This is a genomic window from Flavobacterium sp. ST-158, assembly GCF_058309975.1.
On the sequence record NZ_JBZEEN010000001.1, the window covers coordinates 443,564 to 466,867 of the forward strand.

A 23,304-nucleotide genomic window follows, 5' to 3' on the forward strand; every position below is an offset into this window, starting at 1 on the left:
CAATCAACGCAACAAACACATGAAATACAAAAGAATTCTTCTAAAATTAAGCGGAGAAGCATTAATGGGAGATCGTCAATATGGAATCGATCCTGTAAGATTAGCTGAATATGCTGAAGAAATCAAAAAAGTTCACGCCAAAGGGGTAGAAATTGCTATCGTAATAGGTGGAGGAAACATCTTTAGAGGAGTTGCAGGAGCAAGCAACGGAATGGATAGAGTGCAAGGAGATTATATGGGAATGCTTGCTACCGTTATAAACGGAATGGCATTGCAAGGTGCTCTTGAAGAAAAAGGGATGAAAACACGTTTGCAAACAGCCTTGAAAATGGAATCTATTGCAGAGCCTTATATCAAAAGAAGAGCCGACAGACACTTGGAAAAAGGAAGAATCGTAATTTTTGGAGCAGGAACAGGAAATCCGTATTTTACAACTGATACCGCTGCTGTTTTACGTGGAATTGAAATCAATGCTGACGTAATCCTAAAAGGAACCCGCGTTGATGGAGTATACGATTCAGATCCTGAAAAAAATGCTTCGGCAGTGAAATTTGACTATATTTCATTTGATGATGTGATCAAAAAAGGATTGAATGTTATGGACACAACAGCCTTTACATTAAGTCAAGAAAACAAATTACCAATCTTGATTTTTGATATGAATCAAAGCGGAAATCTGGAAAGAATCTGCGACGGTCAAAACATTGGAACTGTAGTAAATATATAGTTGGCAGTGTTCGGTTGTCAGTTTGCAGTTAGCACTGATTACTGAGCAGTGAATCCTGAACACTAAATAATAAAAAAATGACTGAAGAAATTGAATTTATATTAGATAGCACGCAAGAATCCATGGAAGGTTCTATAGCGCATTTAGAAAAAGAATTTCTAAATATCCGTGCTGGAAAAGCATCTCCTGCCATGTTAGGAAGTGTTTTTGTAGATTATTATGGTTCATCAACACCATTGAATCAGGTAGCCAAAATTAGTGTTCCTGATGCAAGAACCATCACTTTGCAACCTTTTGAAAAAAGCATGTTGCAAACCATTGAAAAAGCAATCATGATTGCTAATCTTGGATTTAATCCAATGAACAATGGAGATGTTATTATTATTAGCGTACCACCATTAACAGAAGATCGCCGTCGTGAATTAGCCAAACAAGCTAAAGCGGAAGCGGAAGATGCTAAAATTGGAATTAGAAACGCTAGAAAAGATGCCAATACTGACATCAAGAAACTAGAGAAAGATGGAACTTCTGAAGATATTTGTAAAAGTGCCGAAGAAGATGTTCAAAATCTAACTAATACGTATATCAAAAAAATAGATGAACTTCTAGCTTTAAAAGAAGCTGAAATCATGAAAGTCTAACTTTCAAAAAAACACATCCAAAAATCCGTTCCGATAGTTTTATCAGGACGGATTTTTTATTCTTACTTTTGCCTTACCAAAATGGGTTTACAGCGTTTTGATTAAACTAACACCATGAAGCAGTTTTTATTGTTTTTCTTTTTCACGCTTTCGCTTCAAGCACAATTTCAAATCAATGGAATTGTAAAAGGATCCGACTCTAAAAAAGCCCTGCCTTTTGCCACCATAGCTACCAACAACGGTAGTTACGGCATGACAGATGTAGACGGAAAATTCAATATTAACTCTAAAACACCCATTTTATTTTTTTATGTTTCCTACATTGGCTTCAGCAAAACAAAAATTGAAGTTCAAAAAAATAACAGCTTTTACAACATTCTACTGCTTCAAAAAACAGATAAACTGAATGAAGTAGTAATTAATACCGAAAATGCTGCACTAGCAATTATCAAAAAAACCATTGCACTAAAAGACAACAACAATCCTGAAAAAAAACTGCACAACTTTGCATTTAAAACCTATAACAAACTAATTGTTTCTGCCAACCCGGATTCGATTTCGGGACAAATAGACTCCATTATTGTTAGAAAAACCAAAAAAGGAGTTTATGTCAAAATTGATTCAACTAATTATAAGTTTAAAACAATGGTTAACAAACGTCATCTGTTTCAAACTGAAAAAGTATCTCAATTTCAATTTAGCGACAACAAGTTAAAAGAAACTATTTTAGGTACTAAAATGGCCGGCTTAAAACAACCGTTATACGAAATCCTGACTTTCAACCTGCAATCTTTTTCCATTTACGATTCTAAGTACGAGCTTTTTGAAACCAAATACAACAGTCCTATTGCCGATAATTCTTCACTAAATGAATACAATTTCAAATTACTGGATAGCGTTACTATTAATGATAGAAACTCATTTGTAATTTACTTTAAAAACAAAAAGAAAAGCAAAGCCAAAGGCCTCGAGGGCATCTTGTATATTGACCAAAACAGTTTTGCTATCACTAAAGCAATTATGCGCATTAGAGGATTGCTAGACATTAGCGCAATTCATGAATTCGAATACATAGCTGATGAGAATATTTGGTTTCCAATCCATAAAAGTTTCCAAATTATAAAAGGAAAAAATGACGATGATATTAAAATTTTTGGAGGAACAATTCAATTTGATGGTGATATCGAAAAAGATTTCAAACCTCGAAAAAAGCAACCTTCCGATTATATTTATTTGCGTTCTGACAGCTACAATTTTGACATCCAAAACAACAGTGTTGTAAATATCCAAAACCCTTATTTTGCTGTTGAAATTCACAAAGAAGCATTAAACAAAGACGATTCTTTTTGGAAAAACTACCGAAAAGACAGTATTGATAGCAGAAGCCTAGAAACCTACAAAGAATTAGACAGCATTGCTATCCGAAAAAAGATTGCACACCGAGTTCAATTTGGAAAAAAAATCATCAATGGCTACCTTCCACTTAGCTTTTTCGATTTAGATTTGCGAAAAATATTCAGTTACAACAACTACGAAGGTTTTCGATTAGGATTAGGTGGAATGACTAACGAACGTCTTTCTAAATTTTTTAGAGTAGAAGGCTATTATGCTTATGGGACTAAAGACGGAATTTTTAAAGGTAGTATTGGAGCAGCCGCAAAAGTTGACCAACGAACCAATTCCTGGCTTGGGTTTTCATACACCGATGATGTAAGAGAGATTGCGAGTACTTCTTACTTAATTGAAAAAAAACCGTTCAAAATATACGATCCCCGACCTATCAATATTAGTACTTTTTACAATTATATAAGCTGGAAAAGTTATTTTGAAACCAAACAAATTCCAAAAACTGAAAGCATTTGGGAGATTGCTCATGCTCAAATTGAACCTAAATTTAACTATGCATTTCACCTAAACGACAAATTGTACACTTCTTACACCATGACAACCGCCATGGTATCTTTACAATGGAGTCCATTTAGTGATTTTATGCAAAACCCAACAGGGCGAATTGAAATAGAAAAACGCTTTCCTAAATTCAGTTTTCAATACACTCAAACTTTAGGAAGATTATGGGAAAATGATTTTAGTTTTAGTAAATTTGATTTCAAAACCGAATACGAGAAAAAATACCTAAACGGTCAAAAAACAACTTTACTTTTTCAAGCAGGTTATGCTCTTGGCGATGTTCCACTAACACATTTATACAACACTTCGCCTAATAACATTACCAAAGAAACCATTCTGCAAAGAATCACTTTTGGAGGAAAAAACAGTTTTGAAACCATGTTTTTTAATGAGTTTTTCTCTAATAAATATGCTTTTTTTCAATTCAAGCATGCTTTTAATCGTGTAACACTATTAAAAAAAGTAAAACCTTCACTTGTTTTAGTCACTCGAATGGCTTGGGGAAATCTAGACCATCCGGAACAACATATCGGACTGAATTTCAAAACACTAAACGATGGTTTTTTTGAGTCTGGAATAGAATTGAATCAAATTTTTAATGGCTTAGGACTGACTACTTTTTTCCGTTATGGTCCAAATCAATTGCCCAAATTTGAAGACAATATTGCCATCAAACTGAGCTATGTTTTGAATTTAGGTTTCTAATGACTCGACACAAACTTTAATCCAATAATGGATGCAATAAGTGTTACGATAAAAAACAAACGCCAAAAAGTAGCTGGTTCTTTAAATACTAAAATACCAACTAATACAGTTCCTACAGCTCCAATCCCAGTCCAAACTGCATAAGCTGTTCCTATAGGCAATTCCTGAGTGGCTTTGTACAATAAAAACATACTGGCAGTCAAACTCAACAAAAAACCAATCATCCAATAGGCCGATTCCATCCCAGTAGTTTCCTTAGCTTTTCCTAAACAGGAGGCAAAAGCTACTTCAAACAAACCTCCTATTATCAACAAAATCCAACTCATTTTTTTATGACTTTATAATTAAAACAGACGAAACATCTTCCAACCAATCGATATCGGCATCTATCATATCTTTCCAACTTTCTAAACTAACCAACATCAAGTCTTGTTGTTTTAAAAAAGTAGTACTCATTTCTTTTTCTTTAATAACATTTATATTGTTTGGAAATTTTTGCAACAAAGTTACCACTGTACTTTGTATCACAAAATTATTTTTCACAAAACCATTTCTATCCAAAATATTGATTTTAGAATTGTTATTAAAAATCATCTTTTGAACATAATCCATTAATCCTGCATCATCTGCTTTTAAGATAGGTACAAAAACTTGATTAAGAGCTTCAAAATCATTGTCTATCAAAATCCCCAAAGGAGTTTTTGTTTTAGCAACAATTTGTCTGGTTCTTTCATCAAAAGGCGAATTTTCAAACAAACCTTCCTTTCCCTTGAACTTATCTATCAACCGATCGGGATTGATTATTCGGGTGGTAAAACCTATTACTTTCCCCAGTAAACTTCCTTCAAAAATGGATTTTCCTAATCCAACCAAAAGCAAATCATAATCCCCATTATTAGCTATATCGGCAATTTCGGTTTCGATATCATTAGTAACTTTAAAAATAGAAAGCAATTTTACTCCCAAATGATCCGATTCGTCAAAAATAGGTTCAAAACTCTCCCTTTCTATTTCTTCCATATTAAATGAATGCAATTCATCACTCTGAGACAAATGCATCGCCGTAATTACAGTTGACGATTTTTGTTTTTTAGTCAAACTATTAGCTAAACGCAATAAAGATTTTCCCTTTTCATTATTTCCAAAAGAAATTAAAATGCGGTATTTATTTTCATCTATACCTTCTACTGTAGCCTCTTCTGTTCTATTTTTAAAAATAAAACCAAGCACATTCAACGCAGGCCCTGTCATAAATGTAGTTACCAATGCCATAATTACCATCATGGTAAACACTTCAGGCGTTAATACTTTTAATTCTAAACCAATGTTCAACACAATCAATTCCATCAAACCACGAGTATTCATCAAAGCACCAATAGTTAAACTATCATGCCAATTTTGCCCGACAAATTTTGCCGCAAGCGCACTTCCTAAAAACTTACCAATGACTGCAACTGCAATAATAGCTCCGGTAACTTTCCATAAATACACATCATTAATCAAGCCTACCTGTGTATGCAAACCAGTGAAAACAAAAAACAAGGGCAACAATAAAATCACCGAAACATCTTCGACTTTTTCAATAAATATCATTCTGAATTTAGCGATATCAGGCATAATAGCTCCCATCATAAAACCACCAAAAAGCGCATGAATCCCGATAACCTCAGTTGCATAAGAAGAAATAATAAGTAATAACAGAAAAAGAGCCATTACTGGTTTTCCAATACTATCTTTTTCAGCATACAAATCTCCTATTCTTTTCAAGAACGGTTTTACTATAAAAAGCATCACTAACACATAAACCAATGCCAACGAAATAACATACAACGATCCCACAAAATCACCTGCTTTTACAATAGCAATTACCACTGCCAATAAACACCAGGCAGTAATATCATCGGCGGCGGCACAGGTGATCACAATAGCTCCTAATCGGGTTTTATGGATTCCACGTTCTTGTACAATTCGAGCCAAAACCGGAAAAGCCGTAATACTCATGGCAATTCCCATAAAAAGACTAAAAGAAAGAAATTCTACCCCTACTGGTGCAAACTTATTATAAACAAAATAAGACAACCCAATCCCCATAGCAAACGGAATAACAATACTGGCATGACTGATAACAATAGCTTCGCTAGCCTTATTTTTCAAGACTTTCACATCCAATTCCATACCGATAACGAACATAAAAAGAATCAAACCTATCTGACTCAAAAACTTTAAATTTCCTAAGGAAGCTTCCGGAAAAAGCGCCGCAGAAAATTCAGGAAAATACATTCCTACAAGAGAAGGTCCTAACACAATTCCGGCAATGATTTCTCCAATAACAGTAGGCTGACCAATTTTTTTGAAAATCCAGCCAAAAATGCGCGCCGTAAAAATAATCATCACGATTTGAGCTAACAAAATAGCCAAAGGGTCCTGAAAATTATGCATCATTGAATCGATAAAATCACCAAAAGAATCATTCTGGGCAGAAACCACCACATTCGATTTTCGTAACTCAAGTAATTTTCCTCTTTCAATAATCCAATAAATCAATGCAGAGAAACCTCCCGTTACTCCTAAATAAAACAGCGAGTTTTTATATTTTTTCAAAACCATAACTCTCAAAATATTTGATTTATATCTCACACAAAGATGCTAAATTCTTCCATTGAATTTACATTTTGAAAATTATCTTTAACAGCAAAAAAATCAGGCTTTAAAAACCTAAATTTGATTTAAAATTTACAAATAAATTACTCCTTTAGGGTGGTTTTCACTACATTTGCAGCCATTTTAAAACCCTTATGAAAAAGAACTTAAAAGTGGGATTTTGGGAATTTATAGCCCGAATTGTACTTAAAAACCGAATAGCGATACTAGGACTTATTTTTCTAATAACCCTTTTTTTAGGATTACAATGGAAAAACATCCGCTTTTCTTTTACCGAAGCTAACTTACTTCCTGATAACAACACTGTTAACACCGAATACAATGCCTTTTTAAAGGAATTTGGAGAAGAAGGAAACTTGATTGTAGTAGGTGTAAAAGACGATGTATTTTTTACTCCAAAAGTTTTTGCTGCCTGGAATAAATTAATGTCCGATTTTAAAGCGCAAAAAGAAATTGACCTTGTTGTTTCGGTAAGTGATTTAAAAAAATTACAAAAAAACGAAGCCATAGAAAGTTTCGAATTAGTTCCTTTTGTTGACCAAAGCAAAACTGCTAATCAAGCTTATCTGGACAGCATCAAAAAAGATTTATTCGAAAAAATGCCTTTTTACGAAGGTTTGCTTTTCAACAACAACGGAACCATTCGCTCTGCCATTTACATGGACAAAAAAATTGTAAATACGGCAGCACGAAAAGATTTTATCCTAAACGAATTTATTCCAAAAATAGATGCATTTGAAAAAGAAACCGGTGTTGACCTGCGCGTTTCGGGAATGCCTTACATTAGGACGCTAAACGCAAAAAGTATTACCGATGAAATTAGTTTATTCATTGGCGCTTCGCTTTTTATTACCTCATTAATTTTCTTTTTCTTTTTCCGCTCGTTTCGTGCTACCTTAATTTCTATGATTATCGTTATTATTGGTGTCATGTGGACCTTTGGATTACTTGGTTTATTCCACTACGAGATTACAGTTCTTACCGCTATTGTTCCATCTTTAGTAATTGTAATTGGAATCCCAAACTGTATCTTTTTGACCAATAAATACCAACAAGAATTTCGGGCTCACGGAAACAAAGCCCGTGCTTTACAAAGGGTAATTACTAAAGTGGGTACTGCTACTCTAATGACCAATTTAACAACAGCCGCTGGTTTTGCTACATTTATCATTACACAAAGTGAATTGTTAAAAGAATTTGGTATTGTTTCATCTCTAAGTATTGTGTTCTTATTCTTTCTATGCTTGATTGTAATTCCAATTTATTACAGCTACCAACCCGTTCCTAAAGACAAACATCTCGAACATTTGAGCCGTAATTACACTAAAGTTTTTATTACTTGGATAGAAAAAACAGTAAAATACAACCGAAGATATGTATATGCCGTAGCTATCTTTTTGTTTTTAATTAGTAGTATTGGCGCTTTAAAAATTCAAACTTCTGGTAGTTTGATTGAAGATATGCCTAAAAAAACAGGCTTCTTCCAAGACATTCTTTTTTTCGAAAAAGAATTTAACGGTGTGATGCCTTTAGAAATTACTGTTGATACTGAAAGAAAAAAGGGAGTCATGAAACTTTCGACCATGAGAAAAATGGACGAATTGCAAAAAACCATCGAAGAAATCCCTGAATTATCTAAACCCATTTCGATTTTGAATTTGGTTAAATATTCCAAACAAGCTTATTATAACGGGAATCCTGATTATTACGAATTACCTACTTCGCAAGAACAAAGTTTTATTTTAGGCTATGCCAAAAACGGAACCAAGGACAGTAAAGAAAACATCATGAAAAGTTATGTTGACAGTACAGGACAAGTGGCGCGTATTACTACTTTCATGAAAGATATAGGCACTGGTAACATGTCTAAAATAGAAGATAAACTTTGGTCAAAAATCAATACTATTTTCCCAAAAGACCGCTACAAAGTAGTGATGACCGGAAAAGCTTTGGTATTTGAAAAAGGAACCAAATATTTATTGGACAACTTGGTAAGTTCGATACTTTTTGCCATTTTCCTGATTTCTTTATTAATGGTTTTCATGTTTCGTTCTTTCAAAATGGTGGTAGTTTCTTTAATTCCTAATTTACTTCCACTGATGATTACAGCTGGATTAATGGGCTATTTTGGAATTCCACTAAAACCATCCACTATATTGGTTTTTAGTATTGCATTTGGACTTTCGGTAGACGATACAATTCACTTTTTGGCACAATACCGTCAAGAATTAACACACAACAACTGGAAGATTAAGAAATCTGTTTTTGCAACCATTAAAGAATCCGGGATTAGTATGTTTTATACTTCGGTAGTATTGTTTGCTGGATTTTCAGTCTTTATGCTATCAGATTTTGGAGGAACAGTAGCATTAGGAGGATTAATTGCCATTACACTCGCTTTTGGAATGTTATCTAATTTAATGTTATTGCCATGTTTGGTTTTAACACTAAACAAATCATTAGCAAACGAACAAGAATTTATTGAACCAAAAATTGATGTTTTGGATCATATTGGCGAATTGGAAGACAAATAAACAGACCTCTTTTTGTTAGCAAATTATTATAAAAAAACCTGTCTTGATGACGGGCTTTTTTATAGCAAAAAACCAGCATTTTTGATATTTTACTTTTAAATAGGTACCTTTGAGCTTTAAATTTACCCAAATTCCGCATTTAATACAATAAAACCAGCTAAGCTCGTTTTTATAAATATCAGGAAAATTTAAAAGTAGAAAGCCGCAAATAAAAAATTAATTAACAAACATAAATTTCCTTAAAATGATAATAGAAGAACAAGTTACATTGGCAAACAAATACTTTGACAAAGCAGTTGATTTTGGCTTTGAATATGCTCCAAAATTAGTAGGCGGACTCATCGTCCTTATAATTGGTTTATGGATTACCCGAATAGTCACTAAAGGAGTGGGTAAATCCTTAGAAAAATCAAAAATTGATCAATCCCTTGTTCCTTTTCTAAAAAGCCTAACTAATATTGCCTTGAAAGCTTTAGTTGCCATTACTGTAATGGGCATGATTGGCATCCAAATGACCTCTTTTGTGGCAATTCTGGGTGCTGCTGGTTTAGCTGTTGGTATGGCATTATCTGGCACCTTACAAAATTTTGCAGGAGGAGTTATTATTTTGATTCTAAAACCATTTAAACTTGGCGATTTCATCGAAGCCCAAGGTTTTACTGGAACCGTAAAAGAAATCAGCATTTTTTCGACCATGTTGAACACTGCCGATAAAAAACTAGTTATCATTCCTAACGGCCCACTTTCAACTGGTGCTTTAATCAACTATTCAGCCGAACCAACACGAAGAGTGGACTGGACTTTTGGAATTGCTTATGGAGATGATGTTGAAAATTTTAAAAAAGCCATCAATGATTTTATTGCCGAAGACAGCCGAATTTTAAAAGACCCAGCTCCTTTTATGGGATTGGCTGCACTTGCCGATAGCTCTGTAAATTTTACCGTAAGAGTTTGGGTGGATGGAGCAGATTATTGGGGTGTATTCTTTGACATGAATGAAAAAGTATATACTAAATTTGCCAATTACAACCTCAACATTCCTTTCCCACAAATGGATGTTCATGTACATAGCAACAAATAAAACTTCGTTTTTTTAAATACTCAAAACTTCCCTCTTTAGTCAAGTTGGGAAGTTTTTTGTTTTTGGTAAATGAATAATGAGCTACTACTTCATCAAAAAAAACACTCCTTTTTTTCTAAAAAACAAAAAGAAACTTCACAATACCAACAATTAGACAATACTTCCCCTTTGTGTGAACAGTTGTAGAAAAAAATCTTATTTTTACTAATGACCGTTTAGAAATTTCATTGAAAATGAGTTTTTTTAAATAGGTCTTAGTTTTATAATACCACTAACTAGCACACAAATAATATGGGGCATACCAATTCAGAAACAGAAAGATTAGCCGTTGCTGATAATTACAGAAATTGGAAAAAATGGGGTCCCTATTTAGCCGAAAGACAATGGGGAACTGTTCGTGAAGATTATAGTGAGCACGGAGAAGCATGGGAATTTATAGACCATGACAAAGCAAGAAGCAATGCCTACCGCTGGGGAGAAGAAGGGATTGCGGGTTTTTGTGATTCCAGAGAAATTGTATGTCTGGCAGCTGCTTTTTGGAACGGAAAAGATCCTATCTTAAAAGAACGTTTATTTGGTTTAACCAATAATCAGGGAAATCATGGTGAAGATGTGAAAGAACTCTATTTCCATCAAATTTCTACTCCTACTCATACCTACAATAAATACCTGTATAAATACCCACAAAACGAATTCCCTTATACTGATTTGGTTCACAAAAATCAACGAAGTCGTGAAGAACCGGAATTTGAGATTTTGGACAGCAACAGCTTTGACAACAATGCTTATTTTGATTGTTTTATCGAATATGCCAAAGCCGGAACCGATGACATCCTGATGAAAGTGACCGTGGTGAACAGAGGAAATGAAACAGCCAAAATTCATGTGCTGCCACATTACTGGTTTCGTAATTTCTGGAAACACAACGACCGTCACCCGAGACCAAATATGGAATCGGTTTCTGAAAATACAGTACTTTCTAAAAGCAGCCGTATTGAAGATTATTATTTATATCATGAAGACGGAAAGCAGTTATTTTGTGAAAACGAAACCAATAACGAACGCATTTACAATTTCGCTAATGAATATAAATACGTCAAAGACGGCATCAACAATCATGTTATCCATGGAGAAGCAACAGTAAATCCGGAGAAGTTTGGAACTAAAGTGGCTATCTGGCATGAATTAGAATTAAAAGCAGGTGAAGAAAAAAGCATCAAAATCCGTTTAAGTCATCTGCTATTAGAAAATCCCTGGGCTGATTTTGACAATTTATTTGACCAACGGAAAACAGAATGCGAAGCCTTTTATAACGAAACCATAAGCGAAAAAATCCCCGAAACGCATCGTGCTATTGCCAAAAGTGCTTTTTCAGGTTTGTTATGGACCAAGCAGTTTTATTATAACGATGTTTTCAAATGGCTTTTTGGCGGTCTAAAAGAAGAACCACCTCATCGTTCGAATATGCGAAATTATTCCTGGCAACATCTTACCAATCGTCATGTGATTTCGATGCCCGACAAATGGGAATACCCTTGGTATGCCGCCTGGGACTTGGCTTTCCACATGGCTTCCTTTGTAGAAATTGACCCTTATTTTGCCAAGCAGCAATTACTGCTCGTTTTACAGGAAAGCTACATGCATCCTAACGGACAAATTCCGGCTTACGAATGGAATTTTAGTGATGTCAATCCTCCCGTGCATTCCTGGGCAGTGTGGACGGTTTACGATAAAGACAAAAACAAAACCGGAAAAGCAGATACTGATTTCCTAGAAACTGCTTTTCAAAAATTACTCATCAACTTTACCTGGTGGGTGAACCAAAAAGATACCAGCGGCACCGATTTGTTCGAAGGAGGATTTCTGGGCTTGGACAACATTGGGGTTTTTGACCGCAATCACATGCCCGAAGGAATAAAAAAAATGCAACAGGCCGATGCGACGAGCTGGATGGCGATGTTTTCGCTGAATATGCTTCGCATGTCGCTGGAACTGGCCAAAACCAATAAAATTTACGAAGATGTATCAGCTAAATTTTTCAGACACTTTTTAAATATTGCCTGGGCGATGCATCATATCGGGAAAAAAGATATTTCGCTTTGGGATGACGAAGACAATTTTTACTATGACGTAGTGGAAATGGCAAATGGCAAAACCGAGCGTCTAAAAGTACGTTCTCTCGTGGGTGTTATCCCAATGTTTGCGGTCGAAATTATGAACAAAGAACTCTTCGATCAATTACAAGATTTTAGAAAAAGAGCTAACGAAATTATTAGAACGCGCCCAGATTTGGCTTCTTTGATTTCGAATTTAGAAAAGACCAATGCAGATGGAAACTTCCTGTTCTCGATTATGCGCGGATTCCGACTCGAACATCTTTTAATTCGATTATTGGATGAAAATGAATTCCTGTCGGATTACGGAATTCGTTCCCTGTCTAAATTCCACAAGGATCATCCTTTTGTTTTTGAACATCATGGACGCCACCAGATTCAATACGAACCCGGAGAAAGCCGTTCGAATATGTTTGGCGGAAATTCTAACTGGCGTGGTCCTATTTGGATGCCGTTGAATTATATGATTATTCAGTCGTTGCGTAAATATTATACTTTTTATGGACCAACCTACATCTATGAATTCCCAACGGGTTCCGGAGTGAAAATGAATTTAAAAGAAATTGCCAACGAACTAACCAAACGTTTAATCAAATTGTTTGAACGCAATAGTGATGGCAAATTCCAATACCATTCGGACGACCACGAAAAGCATTTTGCCAAAGACGAACATTTTAGAAACGAACATCTGTTCTATGAATTTTTTGATGGCGATACCGGAAAAGGGCTTGGCGCTTCCCACCAAACCGGATGGACAGCACTTATTGCTAACTTAATCTTGGAATTAGAGAAGAATAGTTAAAATTCAAAAAGATTTATATTTAAAATCCTGTCTCGTTTTAGGAATGAGATGGGGTTTTATATTTTTTATAAGATTTTTTTATACATTTAAGGAAAATAAAACTTCGCATATAAATTTAAACAAAGACGGATTGGCGAAGATTATTTTTCTTATAAATGAGTTAGTAGCAAGTCTTACGCAAATTCAAGAATCTAATGCAAAAACAAAATGAAATCTTACATAATACTTGAAGAAATAAAAAAAGAATACCAGAAAGATTATTTACAGGATTTCGAAAATCAAAAAGCAATAAAAATTCTAAATCAGAATATTGAGAAAATTTCCCTAGCCTTAGAAAGTGACTTTAAAATCATTACTGGAAATGAATTTCTTATTTATGACTCAAAAGTCTATCTAGACGATGAAAATTTCAGACAAGGCGCAACTGCATATTTTTTGCTTGGAAAATTCGCTGGAGACGAAAATTATATACTTATCATTGAGTGTCTAATAGATTTTAATAAAATTGGGATTAAAGCCAAAACAGAATCTAAAACCGAAAATATACAAAAATTTAATCAAATCGTAACATCAAATAGCAATCCGGAAGGATTAGCAAAATTGAAAAACTTATAGTATTAAATGGCCAGCCACTAACAGCAGTGCTTGTTACACAACTTAAATATAATTTTACCCAACTGGTGCTCGATTACATTGAGTACCTACTTCAATTAAAAGAAAAATCATTGCATTTGCAAAGCGGATATTTAAATCTAATTATCTTTAAATTTTATATTCGCTATCGCTTGGGTGGCAAAATCCGAATAATGGACTTAATTTAGTACTAAACCCGCTATAGCGCCAGAACGCTGGTTATAATTTTAGGAGACCACAATAATGGATAAACTTTTACAACAAATAAGAAACTGTAGAGAATGTGAACCACATCTTAAAGATGGTGTTAATCCTATTATTGCAGCAAGTCCAAAAAGTAAGATTATCATCATCGGGCAAGCTCCGGGACGAATAGTTCATAATACAGCTATTCCTTGGAACGACAAAAGTGGAGACAATCTGCGCAATTGGTTAGGCATAGACACGCAAACATTTTATAATCCCGATATAATTGCTTTAATGCCAATGGGATTTTGTTTTCCTGGGACTGGCAAAACTGGGGACTTACCCCCTAGAAATGAATGTGCACCATTGTGGCACGACAAATTATTGACATTAATGTCTAATGCAAAACTCATTTTACTTATCGGACAATATGCCCAAAACTATTATTTGGGCGATAAAGCAAAAAGTACTTTGACAGAAACCGTTCAGCATTTCCAGACCTATTTGCCAAAATACTTTCCGTTACCGCATCCTTCACCAAGAAACAATATTTGGCAAGCTAAAAATGAATGGTTCGGACAAGATGTTTTACCGGAGCTAAAAAAACAAGTTCAAAATGTTTTAAGGATGGATTAAAATCGATCACTGCAAAGTATACCGAGCCTATGGCTCTTTGTCACTTTATCTAAAGTAAATTGAAATTTCTAAACAATATTTGCAAAGAAAAGTTCCGTAGGAACGACTCATTTTGTAGCCCCGAAATTTATTTCGGGGGAAATAAATTAACGTAAAATCAAAGTCCCGTAGGGACGACATATAAATCGGCATTTTAAATCTTCGTAAAGCAAAACAGCTTTATAAAACCTAATTCCACTATTCCCTAGCCCCGATAATAGTGAAAATCCTTTTTGTACCGGGGTTCGGTACAAAAGATTGTAACGGATAGCGGGAAAGAGCTCCAAATTCAAATCATAGGTTTATTCCTTTGGGAAAATGAATTATATTTGTGTCATAGAAACAGGATTATTTTAATCGTTATTGTCACACAAATGAAGCATACAAAGGTTAAAGACTTATTGAACAGCTCAATGACGCTGCAGGAAGTAAATGCTAAAGGATGGGTAAGAACTTTTAGAAACAATCAATTTATTGCTTTGAATGACGGTTCTACCATCAACAACATCCAATGTGTGGTGGATTTTGAAAATACAGCCGACGAAATTTTAAAAAGAATCACTACTGGAGCTGCGGTTTCGGTAACGGGAACTTTAGTTGAAAGCAAAGGAGCGGGTCAGAAATATGAAATTAAGGTCGCTAAATTAGAGATCCTTGGTGATTCGGATCCGGAGAAATTCCCGATGCAACCTAAGAAACATTCTTTGGAATTTTTACGTGAAAATGCGCATTTGCGTGTAAGAACCAATGCTTTTGGGGCAATTATGCGCGTGCGTTCGGTATTATCATTTGCGGTGCATAGCTATTTTCAACAAAAAGGTTTTGTGTATGTGAACACGCCCATCATTACAGGTGCCGATGCTGAAGGTGCCGGCGAAATGTTTCAGGTGACTTCATTACCAATTGAGAATTTACCAAAAAATGAAGAAGGAAACATTGATTACAAGAAAGACTTCTTTGGAAAACATACTAATTTAACGGTTTCAGGGCAGCTGGAAGGAGAAACTTTTGCGATGGCTTTGGGACAGATATATACTTTTGGACCAACGTTTAGAGCCGAAAACTCGAATACTTCGCGTCACTTGGCAGAATTTTGGATGATTGAACCGGAAGTAGCTTTCAATGATTTGGATGCCAATATGGATTTGGCCGAAGATTTTATCCAATACGTAATTCGTTACGCCATGGACAAATGTCCTGACGATTTAAAGTTCTTAGAAAGTCGTTTGTTGGAAGAAGAAAAATCGAAACCACAGGCCGAAAGAAGCGAAATGAGCTTACTGGAGAAATTGAATTTCGTTTTGGAAAACAATTTCAAACGCGTATCTTACACAGAGGCGATTGACATTTTGAGAGATTCGACTCCAAACAAAAAGAAAAAATTTCAATACATCATTAATGAATGGGGCGCCGACTTACAATCGGAACACGAACGTTTTTTGGTCGAAAAATATTTTAAATGTCCAGTAATTCTGTTTGATTATCCGGCTAAAATAAAAGCTTTCTACATGCGTTTAAACGAAGACGGAAAAACCGTTCGCGCGATGGACATTCTTTTTCCGGGAATTGGAGAAATTGTAGGAGGCTCGCAAAGAGAGGAACGCTTTGATGTTTTAGTCGAAAAAATGAAAGCCTTAGGCATCGATGAAGAGGAATTATGGTGGTATTTGGATACTCGAAGATTTGGTAGTGCGGTTCACTCCGGTTTTGGACTGGGTTTTGAAAGATTAGTTCTTTTTGTAACCGGAATGACCAATATTCGCGACGTTATCCCGTTTCCTAGAACACCGGGAAATGCTGAATTTTAAAAAAAGTTATATGTTAAATGTTAGAAGTTAAACGTTACACTTCAACTTACAACCCATAACCCATAACTCATAACTAAAAATACATGCTAAAGCAATTCTTAAATTTAAAACTATCACAGAAATTATCTCCACAGCAAATTCAGCTGATGAAGTTAATTCAATTGCCTACGCAAGCCTTTGAACAACGTCTTTTAGAAGAGATGAATGAAAATCCAGCTTTAGAATCCGGAAAAGAAGAAGACGATTACGAAAAAGATGAATATGAAAACGATGAGTATGATGATTACGACGATTCCGAAAGTATTGATGCCGACGACATCAATATAGACGAGTACCTAAGTGATGATGATACTCCAGATTATAAAACACAGGCTAATAATTACAGTGACGACGACGAAGCTCGCGAGTCGCCATTAGCAGCGCCTATAAGTTTTCATCAGGATTTAATCAACCAACTCAATACGTTTATCTTAGACGATCACGAAAGAGAAATTGCAGAATTCTTAGTAGGAAGCATTGACGATATGGGCTACATTCGCCGTAGCATTCCTGATATTGTAGACGATATGGCTTTTACTCAGGCCATCTACACCGATGAATACATGGTAGAACGCATGTTGCAAGTTATCCACCAATTAGAACCTTCTGGGGTTGGTGCCCGTGATTTACAAGAATCTCTTTTACTGCAATTAAAACATAAAACCCCAACGGATTCTGTTGATTTAGCTGCTGATATTATCGAAAATCAATTTGATGCTTTTACCAAAAAACATTATGACAAACTGATTCAGAAATACAACATTTCGAATGAGCAACTTAAAAAAGCCATTTACGAAATCGAAAAACTGAATCCTAAACCAGGAGGAGGTTTTACAGGAAACAACAAAGTCACAGAAAATGTAGTTCCAGATTTTGCTATTAGAATTGTTGACAATGAATTGGAATTAAGCCTAAATGGAAGAAATGCTCCTTCATTGCACGTTTCAAAAGATTATCAGGAAATGATGCAAACCTATAAGGATTCCAGAGACAAATCGAATTCTCAAAAAGAAGCCGTTCAATTTATCAAACAAAAACTGGATTCAGCCAAATGGTTTATTGATGCTATCAAACAACGACAGGAAACCTTGTTTGTAACCATGAATGCTATCATGCATTATCAGGAAGAATATTTCTTAGATGGTGATGAAACCAAGTTAAAACCCATGATTCTAAAGGACATTGCCGATATTGTTGGACTCGATATTTCGACAGTTTCCCGTGTGGCTAACAGTAAATATGTAGAAACACCTTACGGCACGAAACTAATTAAGGAATTCTTTTCTGAAGCCATGAAAAACGATCAGGGAGAAGATGTTTCGACTTTAGAAATTAAAAAAATATTGCAAAATATTATTGAAGAAGAAGATAAGAAAAAACCCCTTCCCGACGATCAACTAGCCGAATTGCTTAAAGAAAAAGGCTATCCTATTGCTAGAAGAACGGTTGCCAAATACCGGGAACAACTGGATATTCCCGTAGCCAGAATGCGAAAGAAAATATAACTATTAAGTTTGTCTAAAAACCAAAAAAGGCTGTTTCAAATTCATGAAACAGCCTTTTTATCTAAAAGTAAATTTTTATTTTTTCTTACTATCAATAATAGCACCTGTACCGGCACCAACACCAGCACCTGCTAAACCACCAATAATAGCACCTTCTCCTTTTTTCTTACTGATAATTGCCCCTGTTGCAGCACCAACTCCTGCACCAATAACCGCACCCTTAGCAGTACTACTCCATTTCTTTTTTTCAGCTGGAGCTGGAGCCGCTTGAGGTGTTGTATTATTAATTACCGTTACTTCTTTCTCTTTCTCAGCTTCTTGTTTTGCCATTTCAATTTTCATAGAATCGATAGCTTTTTGTTTTACCATCTCCATTTTCATCGAATCAATACTCGCTTGCTTATCATCTAAAACACCCGCAGAATCTGCTTTCTTACAAGAAACAATCATCAAAGAAGCTAACATTACATAAATATATTTCATGACTTTATAATTTTAAAAATTAATACCATACAAAGATACAACCAACAACAACTATTATGTTTTATATGATTTTATTAATTTATTATAAAATTTAAATTGTAGCTTTCATCAAAAACTTAAAAGCAATCGTCATTCTTGATTTTTTTTGCATTGCTTCATAATAAGCAGCTCGGCTTAAAGGCTTGTATTCCTTGGTTTCACCCAATAATACTAATTTATCATTTGCTGTTTTTTAGCAAAGAGAACATTAATCGGTAATTAACTTGAATTTTACAGCTTGAAAAAATAGTTTTGAATCTTTCTCAAAATAAATTCCGTTTTCTTTTTTTTCTAATTTTACTTGGTAGTCATGAATTATGTTCGTTTGTGCAATCACATTTACTTGGTAAGTATTACCAATTTTGTTTGCACTGAGGATATTTTGAACAATACCATTAATCACAACCGATCTAGGAGTAACACTAGGGCTATTCAGTTCAAAATAAACAACATATCCCTTCTCACTATTCTTATTGTAACTTTTATACGTTTGGTTTTTAATGTCTAAAAATTGTTTAGAACAGCAAGAAAGAAAAAAAAACTGGAAAGAAAGTAATAAAAAGATGGTTTTTGAAATACTATTTTTCATACTTTTAAAGGTTTAACAGCCTCAAATTTAATTAAAATTAACGATTAAAATAATGAAATTAAAATATGTCATTGAATCATTGCTTGTAGCATTGATTTTTACATCTTGCAGCAAGGATTCTGATTCTAATGAAACCACCACAACTACAACCAAACCAGACGAGATTAACAACTTTGTTTGGAAAGCCATGAATTCTTGGTACTATTGGCAACCCAATGTTTCCGATTTGTCCGATAGCAAAATCACTTCTGCTGCCGTTTATAACAAATTGATTAATGGAAAAACCCCCGATGCACTTTTTTATTCACTCCTGTATCAAAGAGGGACTGTTGATCGATTTTCTTGGATTGAAAACAGTAATGAGGTAGTCTATGCATCAAAAATTGCAGAAGTCGAAAAAAAAGGTGGTTTTAGTTATGGGATTTATCCTAAAGACGCATCCGGTATAAATTTAGTAGCCTTGATTAACTACATTGTACCTGGTTCACCAGCAGCTTTGGCGGGATTAAAAAGAGGTGACGTTATTACAAAAGTAAATGGAAGCCAGCTTACTTCAAGTAATTATGATCAACTACAAAACACACAAATAACTGTTACTTTGGCAGCTAGCGTTCAATTTACAAGCTCAAGTTTAGTAACCACAGACAAAGCAGCAACTGTAACCGTAACAAAAGCCGATATCGACGAAAATCCTATTGCTTATTACGAAAACAAAGTATATGGAGATAAAAACATTGGTTATTTGGTTTATAATGGTTTTAAATCCGATTATAATGACGAACTCAATGCGGCTTTTGCTAAAATGCAATCGGATGGAATAAACGAATTAGTTTTAGATTTAAGATACAATGGAGGTGGATCATTAGAAACAGCTATTGCTTTGGCACAAATGATTAACGGAAGTTTTACCAATAAACCATATGTTTATTTAGATTTCAATGACAAACACAACAGTGAAGATGGCTATAAAAACCTTTCCGAAAAAGTAAAAATTTTTAACTTAGTTGATAACGAACCTACTTTTCAGAGAGAAGAAAATATAAACAGTCTTGCTTTAACAAAAATATATGTGTTGGTAAGTTTTCAAACCGCTTCTGCCAGCGAGCTCACCATACAATGCCTAAAAAAATATATTAGCGTAACCACAATAGGTGAAGAAACAGTAGGTAAATTTGTAGGATCTAATACATTGTACGATTCTCCTGATTATGATTATATCTCCTATGACAATCGAAGCAGCAAACACAAATGGCAATTGCAACCCATTACATTTTCATATTACAACAAAGACAAAGACGTAAATCCAACAAATATTAAGCCTGATTACGAAATTAATCCTTACAGTACTTTCTTAAATCTGGTTGAATTTGGAAACATAAAAGATCCTTCTTTGAAGAAAGCGCTCGAATTAATTACGGGACAAACTATGCGATCTACAGGGAAAAATACGGATACCTCTTTGCCTTTAAGAATTGATAATCTTGCTGCATTCAACCCTACAAACACTGCCAAAGGCTTGTACATCGAGAATTTAAAAGATTAAAGAAATAATAAACAGAATATCAAGGGATTGCCAATTTCAATCTAGTTCTTGCTCCCTATTTTTAGGAGAGGATTTATTTCTTCTCCTGATCTTTCATCGCTTCATAATAAGCAGCACGACTCAAGGGCTCGTATTCCTCGGTTTCACCTAATAATACTAATTTATCATTTGCTGTTTTTCTATGGCTATAATGTGCTAAATTTCCGGTACGGGTACATACGGCATGCACCTTAGTTACATATTCAGCTGTTGCCATAAGTGCAGGCATTGGTCCAAAAGGGTTCCCCTTGAAATCCATATCTAATCCCGCTACAATAACACGAATACCTTGGTTAGCCAAATCATTGCAAACCCTTACGATTTCGTCATCAAAAAACTGAGCTTCATCAATTCCCACCACATCACAACCTTGTGCAAGAATAGCAATATTAGCGGCGGCTGGAACCGGTGTCGAACGAATTTCATTGGCATCATGAGAAACTACCATATCTTGATGATAGCGGGTATCAACCTCTGGTTTAAAAATTTCTATTTTTTGCTTGGCAAATTGCGCTCTTTTTAATCGACGAATCAATTCTTCCGTTTTACCCGAAAACATCGAACCGCAAATAACTTCAATCCATCCAAATTGCTCTTTATGATTTACTGTATTTTCGAGAAACATTTTATCTTTTTTCTAACTTAAAAAATGAATAGTTTTTATTACTTTGTAAACTTAAAATCGACTCAAGATTTTATACTTTTACACTTTCTCAAAAGTAGAAAATTTTTAGCAATTTGAAGGTTTATGAGCACTTTATTAAAAGTAATCTCAAAAGTCTTCTCTATTAAAGAAATAAACAGACATTCGCCAAAATACATACTATAATTTAACCATTATGAAAAAAAGATTAGAAGCCGATTTAATTAGCATCGCGCACAGAATATTACAAATCAAAGATAAATCTGACGTGAATCAATTGTATTTGGAAACTCAAAAATTATATGAAAAACTATCTGTTTTGAAATTTGTTGAGGACAATTATGGCGATGTAAAACCTACCATTGGCAGTTACAGTGAGATAGAAAAAGAGATTGAAGGCTTTTATGATAAAGAAGCTACTTTGCCTGTAGAAACAGAAATCGAAATGACCGAAAGCAACATTTTTCCTGAAGCCAAAGCTGAAGAAACTATTGCTGAAGAAAAAGAAGAAGTGGCTATAATTGCTGAAGAAGCTACAATTGAAGCAGAAAATGTTCCTGAAGTTGAAGCAACAGTTGAAGAAGAGGAAGAAGATTTAATCTCTGATGAAGAAGAAGCTTTAGAAGAAACGGAAGCTGAATTCCACGAAACGGAACCAGAAATAGAAGAAGAAGAGGAAATTGAAGAAACTCCAAAAATCAAAGCTGCCTTTGAACTCAATGGAGAACCCGAAGTAGAAGAAGTTAAAAAACCTGAAACGGTACAGATTTCGTTTGAAGATTTATTAGGTTTAAACTATAACGAACCTGAATTTGTAAAAGTAGATGAAGTACCTACTGAAACGAATAAAGATATTGTTTTTGAACCGATTGACACAACAGAAACTCCTGTTGAAAAAGCAGTAGAAACAACTGAAAAAGAAGCTCCAAAAAAAGTTTCATTAAACGATAAATTCTCTAAAGGAATCGAAATTGATTTAAACGATCGTATCGCTTTTGTAAAACATCTTTTTGGCAACAGCAACGAAGATTACAATCGAGTGATGAATCAATTAATCACTTTTGATAATTTCTATGAAACCAAAAGTTTCATAGACGAAATGGTAAAACCAGATTATAATGATTGGAAAGGAAAAGAAGAATACGAAGAACGTTTTATGGAAATTATTGAAAAAAAATTCCTTTAAAAACAAGCTTTAACCTTTGTTTCAACTAATTAATTTATGTCAAAACTATATATCGTTCCCACGCCCATAGGCAATCTTGAAGACATGACTTTTAGAGCCATTCGGATTCTAAAAGAAGCCGATTTGATTCTTGCCGAAGACACACGCACCAGTGGAAAACTCCTGAAGCATTTTGAGATTAGCACCCACATGCACAGTCATCACATGCATAACGAGCACAAAACCATCGAAAATGTGATTGCCCGATTGAAAGCCGGAGAAAACATTGCGCTGATTTCAGATGCGGGGACTCCTGCTATTTCAGACCCTGGTTTTCTATTAACGCGTGCTTGCGTGGAAAACGGAATTGCTGTAGAATGCCTTCCAGGCGCAACGGCTTTTGTTCCTGCCTTAGTCAATAGTGGTTTGCCAAACGATAAATTTATTTTCGAAGGTTTTTTACCTGAAAAAAAAGGACGCCAAACCCGCTATCTAGAACTAGCCGAAGAAACCAGAACCATGATTCTGTATGTTTCGCCACATAAATTAGTCAAAACCTTAGCCGAATTTGTGACTTATTTTGGCGAAGACCGACAAATATGTGTTTCGAGAGAACTCTCTAAATTACACGAAGAAAACCGCAGAGGAACGGCCAAAGAAGTTTTGGCTCACTTTGAAAAAACTGCGCCTCGAGGAGAAATTGTAGTGGTGGTTGCTGGAAAAACCATTATTAAAGAAGCCAAAAAGAGTAAATTCCAAAAAGAAGAAAAAGACGAAGAATAAC

The 23,304-nt window shown here is 34.8% G+C and carries 18 protein-coding genes; 13 read left to right on the forward strand and 5 right to left on the reverse strand.

The features are described 5' to 3' along the window. Positions 1–19: 19 nt before the first annotated feature. From pyrH to AC4FRF_RS01890, 3 genes are all read left to right on the forward strand, one after another. A complete protein-coding gene (gene pyrH, locus AC4FRF_RS01880; RefSeq protein ID WP_491157747.1) occupies positions 20–727 on the forward strand; it encodes a UMP kinase in 708 nt (235 codons plus the stop codon). A gap of 77 nt (positions 728–804) precedes the next feature. Continuing rightward, the gene (gene frr / locus AC4FRF_RS01885) at positions 805–1,368 is read left to right on the forward strand and encodes a ribosome recycling factor (RefSeq protein ID WP_491157748.1); all 564 of its coding nucleotides are present in this window, start codon (positions 805–807) and stop codon (positions 1,366–1,368) included. A 114-nt stretch (positions 1,369–1,482) separates the two neighbouring features. Continuing rightward, on the forward strand, positions 1,483–3,981 hold the full coding sequence (locus tag AC4FRF_RS01890; protein ID WP_491157749.1) for a carboxypeptidase-like regulatory domain-containing protein: 2,499 nt from the start codon (positions 1,483–1,485) through the stop codon (positions 3,979–3,981). Here the strand turns inward: AC4FRF_RS01890 and AC4FRF_RS01895 are convergent. Both AC4FRF_RS01895 and AC4FRF_RS01900 read right to left on the reverse strand, forming a co-directional pair. Next, positions 3,978–4,307 (reverse strand): DMT family transporter, encoded by a 330-nt coding sequence (locus AC4FRF_RS01895; RefSeq protein WP_491157750.1) that lies wholly within the window; start codon positions 4,305–4,307, stop codon positions 3,978–3,980. The genes AC4FRF_RS01890 and AC4FRF_RS01895 overlap by 4 nt on opposite strands. Positions 4,308–4,311: 4 nt before the next feature. Then, entirely contained in the window at positions 4,312–6,582 is a 2,271-nt protein-coding gene (locus AC4FRF_RS01900; protein WP_491158291.1) for a cation:proton antiporter domain-containing protein, read from the reverse strand. Positions 6,583–6,776: 194 nt separating this feature from the next. On the opposite strand from AC4FRF_RS01900, the gene AC4FRF_RS01905 reads away from it, so the two are divergent. The 7 genes from AC4FRF_RS01905 to rpoN all read left to right on the forward strand — a co-directional run bounded on the left by AC4FRF_RS01905 (position 6,777) and on the right by rpoN (position 18,019). Next, entirely contained in the window at positions 6,777–9,176 is a 2,400-nt protein-coding gene (locus tag AC4FRF_RS01905) for an efflux RND transporter permease subunit (protein ID WP_491157751.1), read from the forward strand. Between the two features lie 244 nt (positions 9,177–9,420). Then, the gene (locus tag AC4FRF_RS01910) at positions 9,421–10,257 is read left to right on the forward strand and encodes a mechanosensitive ion channel family protein (protein WP_491157752.1); all 837 of its coding nucleotides are present in this window, start codon (positions 9,421–9,423) and stop codon (positions 10,255–10,257) included. Between the two features lie 291 nt (positions 10,258–10,548). Further along, a complete protein-coding gene (locus tag AC4FRF_RS01915) occupies positions 10,549–13,173 on the forward strand; it encodes an MGH1-like glycoside hydrolase domain-containing protein (protein WP_491157753.1) in 2,625 nt (874 codons plus the stop codon). Between the two features lie 207 nt (positions 13,174–13,380). After that, positions 13,381–13,788, forward strand: coding sequence for a hypothetical protein (locus AC4FRF_RS01920; RefSeq protein WP_491157754.1), 408 nt, complete (start codon positions 13,381–13,383; stop codon positions 13,786–13,788). A 261-nt stretch (positions 13,789–14,049) separates the two neighbouring features. Continuing rightward, a complete protein-coding gene (locus AC4FRF_RS01925) occupies positions 14,050–14,628 on the forward strand; it encodes a uracil-DNA glycosylase family protein (protein ID WP_491157755.1) in 579 nt (192 codons plus the stop codon). Between the two features lie 413 nt (positions 14,629–15,041). Beyond that, positions 15,042–16,475, forward strand: a complete 1,434-nt coding sequence (asnS, locus tag AC4FRF_RS01930) for an asparagine--tRNA ligase (protein WP_491157756.1) — start codon at positions 15,042–15,044, stop codon at positions 16,473–16,475. Between the two features lie 83 nt (positions 16,476–16,558). Further along, positions 16,559–18,019, forward strand: a complete 1,461-nt coding sequence (gene rpoN / locus AC4FRF_RS01935; RefSeq protein WP_491157757.1) for an RNA polymerase factor sigma-54 — start codon at positions 16,559–16,561, stop codon at positions 18,017–18,019. Positions 18,020–18,094: 75 nt separating this feature from the next. On the opposite strand, the gene AC4FRF_RS01940 is transcribed toward rpoN, so the two are convergent. Next, a complete protein-coding gene (locus tag AC4FRF_RS01940) occupies positions 18,095–18,502 on the reverse strand; it encodes a YMGG-like glycine zipper-containing protein (protein WP_491157758.1) in 408 nt (135 codons plus the stop codon). A gap of 247 nt (positions 18,503–18,749) precedes the next feature. Then, positions 18,750–19,130 (reverse strand): hypothetical protein, encoded by a 381-nt coding sequence (locus AC4FRF_RS01945; RefSeq protein WP_491157759.1) that lies wholly within the window; start codon positions 19,128–19,130, stop codon positions 18,750–18,752. A 52-nt stretch (positions 19,131–19,182) separates the two neighbouring features. Here AC4FRF_RS01945 and AC4FRF_RS01950 point away from each other — a divergent pair, with 52 nt between their 5' ends. Further along, positions 19,183–20,673: a S41 family peptidase gene (locus AC4FRF_RS01950; protein ID WP_491157760.1), complete on the forward strand. Its 1,491-nt coding sequence runs from the start codon at positions 19,183–19,185 to the stop codon at positions 20,671–20,673. Positions 20,674–20,746: 73 nt separating this feature from the next. Here AC4FRF_RS01950 and AC4FRF_RS01955 read toward each other — a convergent pair whose 3' ends face one another. Beyond that, positions 20,747–21,337 carry a thymidine kinase gene (locus AC4FRF_RS01955; protein WP_491157761.1) on the reverse strand — a complete coding sequence of 197 codons (591 nt, stop codon included), beginning with the start codon at positions 21,335–21,337 and terminating at the stop codon, positions 20,747–20,749. A 214-nt stretch (positions 21,338–21,551) separates the two neighbouring features. Between AC4FRF_RS01955 and AC4FRF_RS01960 the strand changes: the two genes are divergently transcribed. Continuing rightward, positions 21,552–22,541 carry a DUF8457 domain-containing protein gene (locus AC4FRF_RS01960; protein ID WP_491157762.1) on the forward strand — a complete coding sequence of 330 codons (990 nt, stop codon included), beginning with the start codon at positions 21,552–21,554 and terminating at the stop codon, positions 22,539–22,541. Between the two features lie 36 nt (positions 22,542–22,577). After that, entirely contained in the window at positions 22,578–23,303 is a 726-nt protein-coding gene (gene rsmI, locus AC4FRF_RS01965) for a 16S rRNA (cytidine(1402)-2'-O)-methyltransferase (RefSeq protein ID WP_491157763.1), read from the forward strand. Position 23,304: the final 1 nt, after the last annotated feature.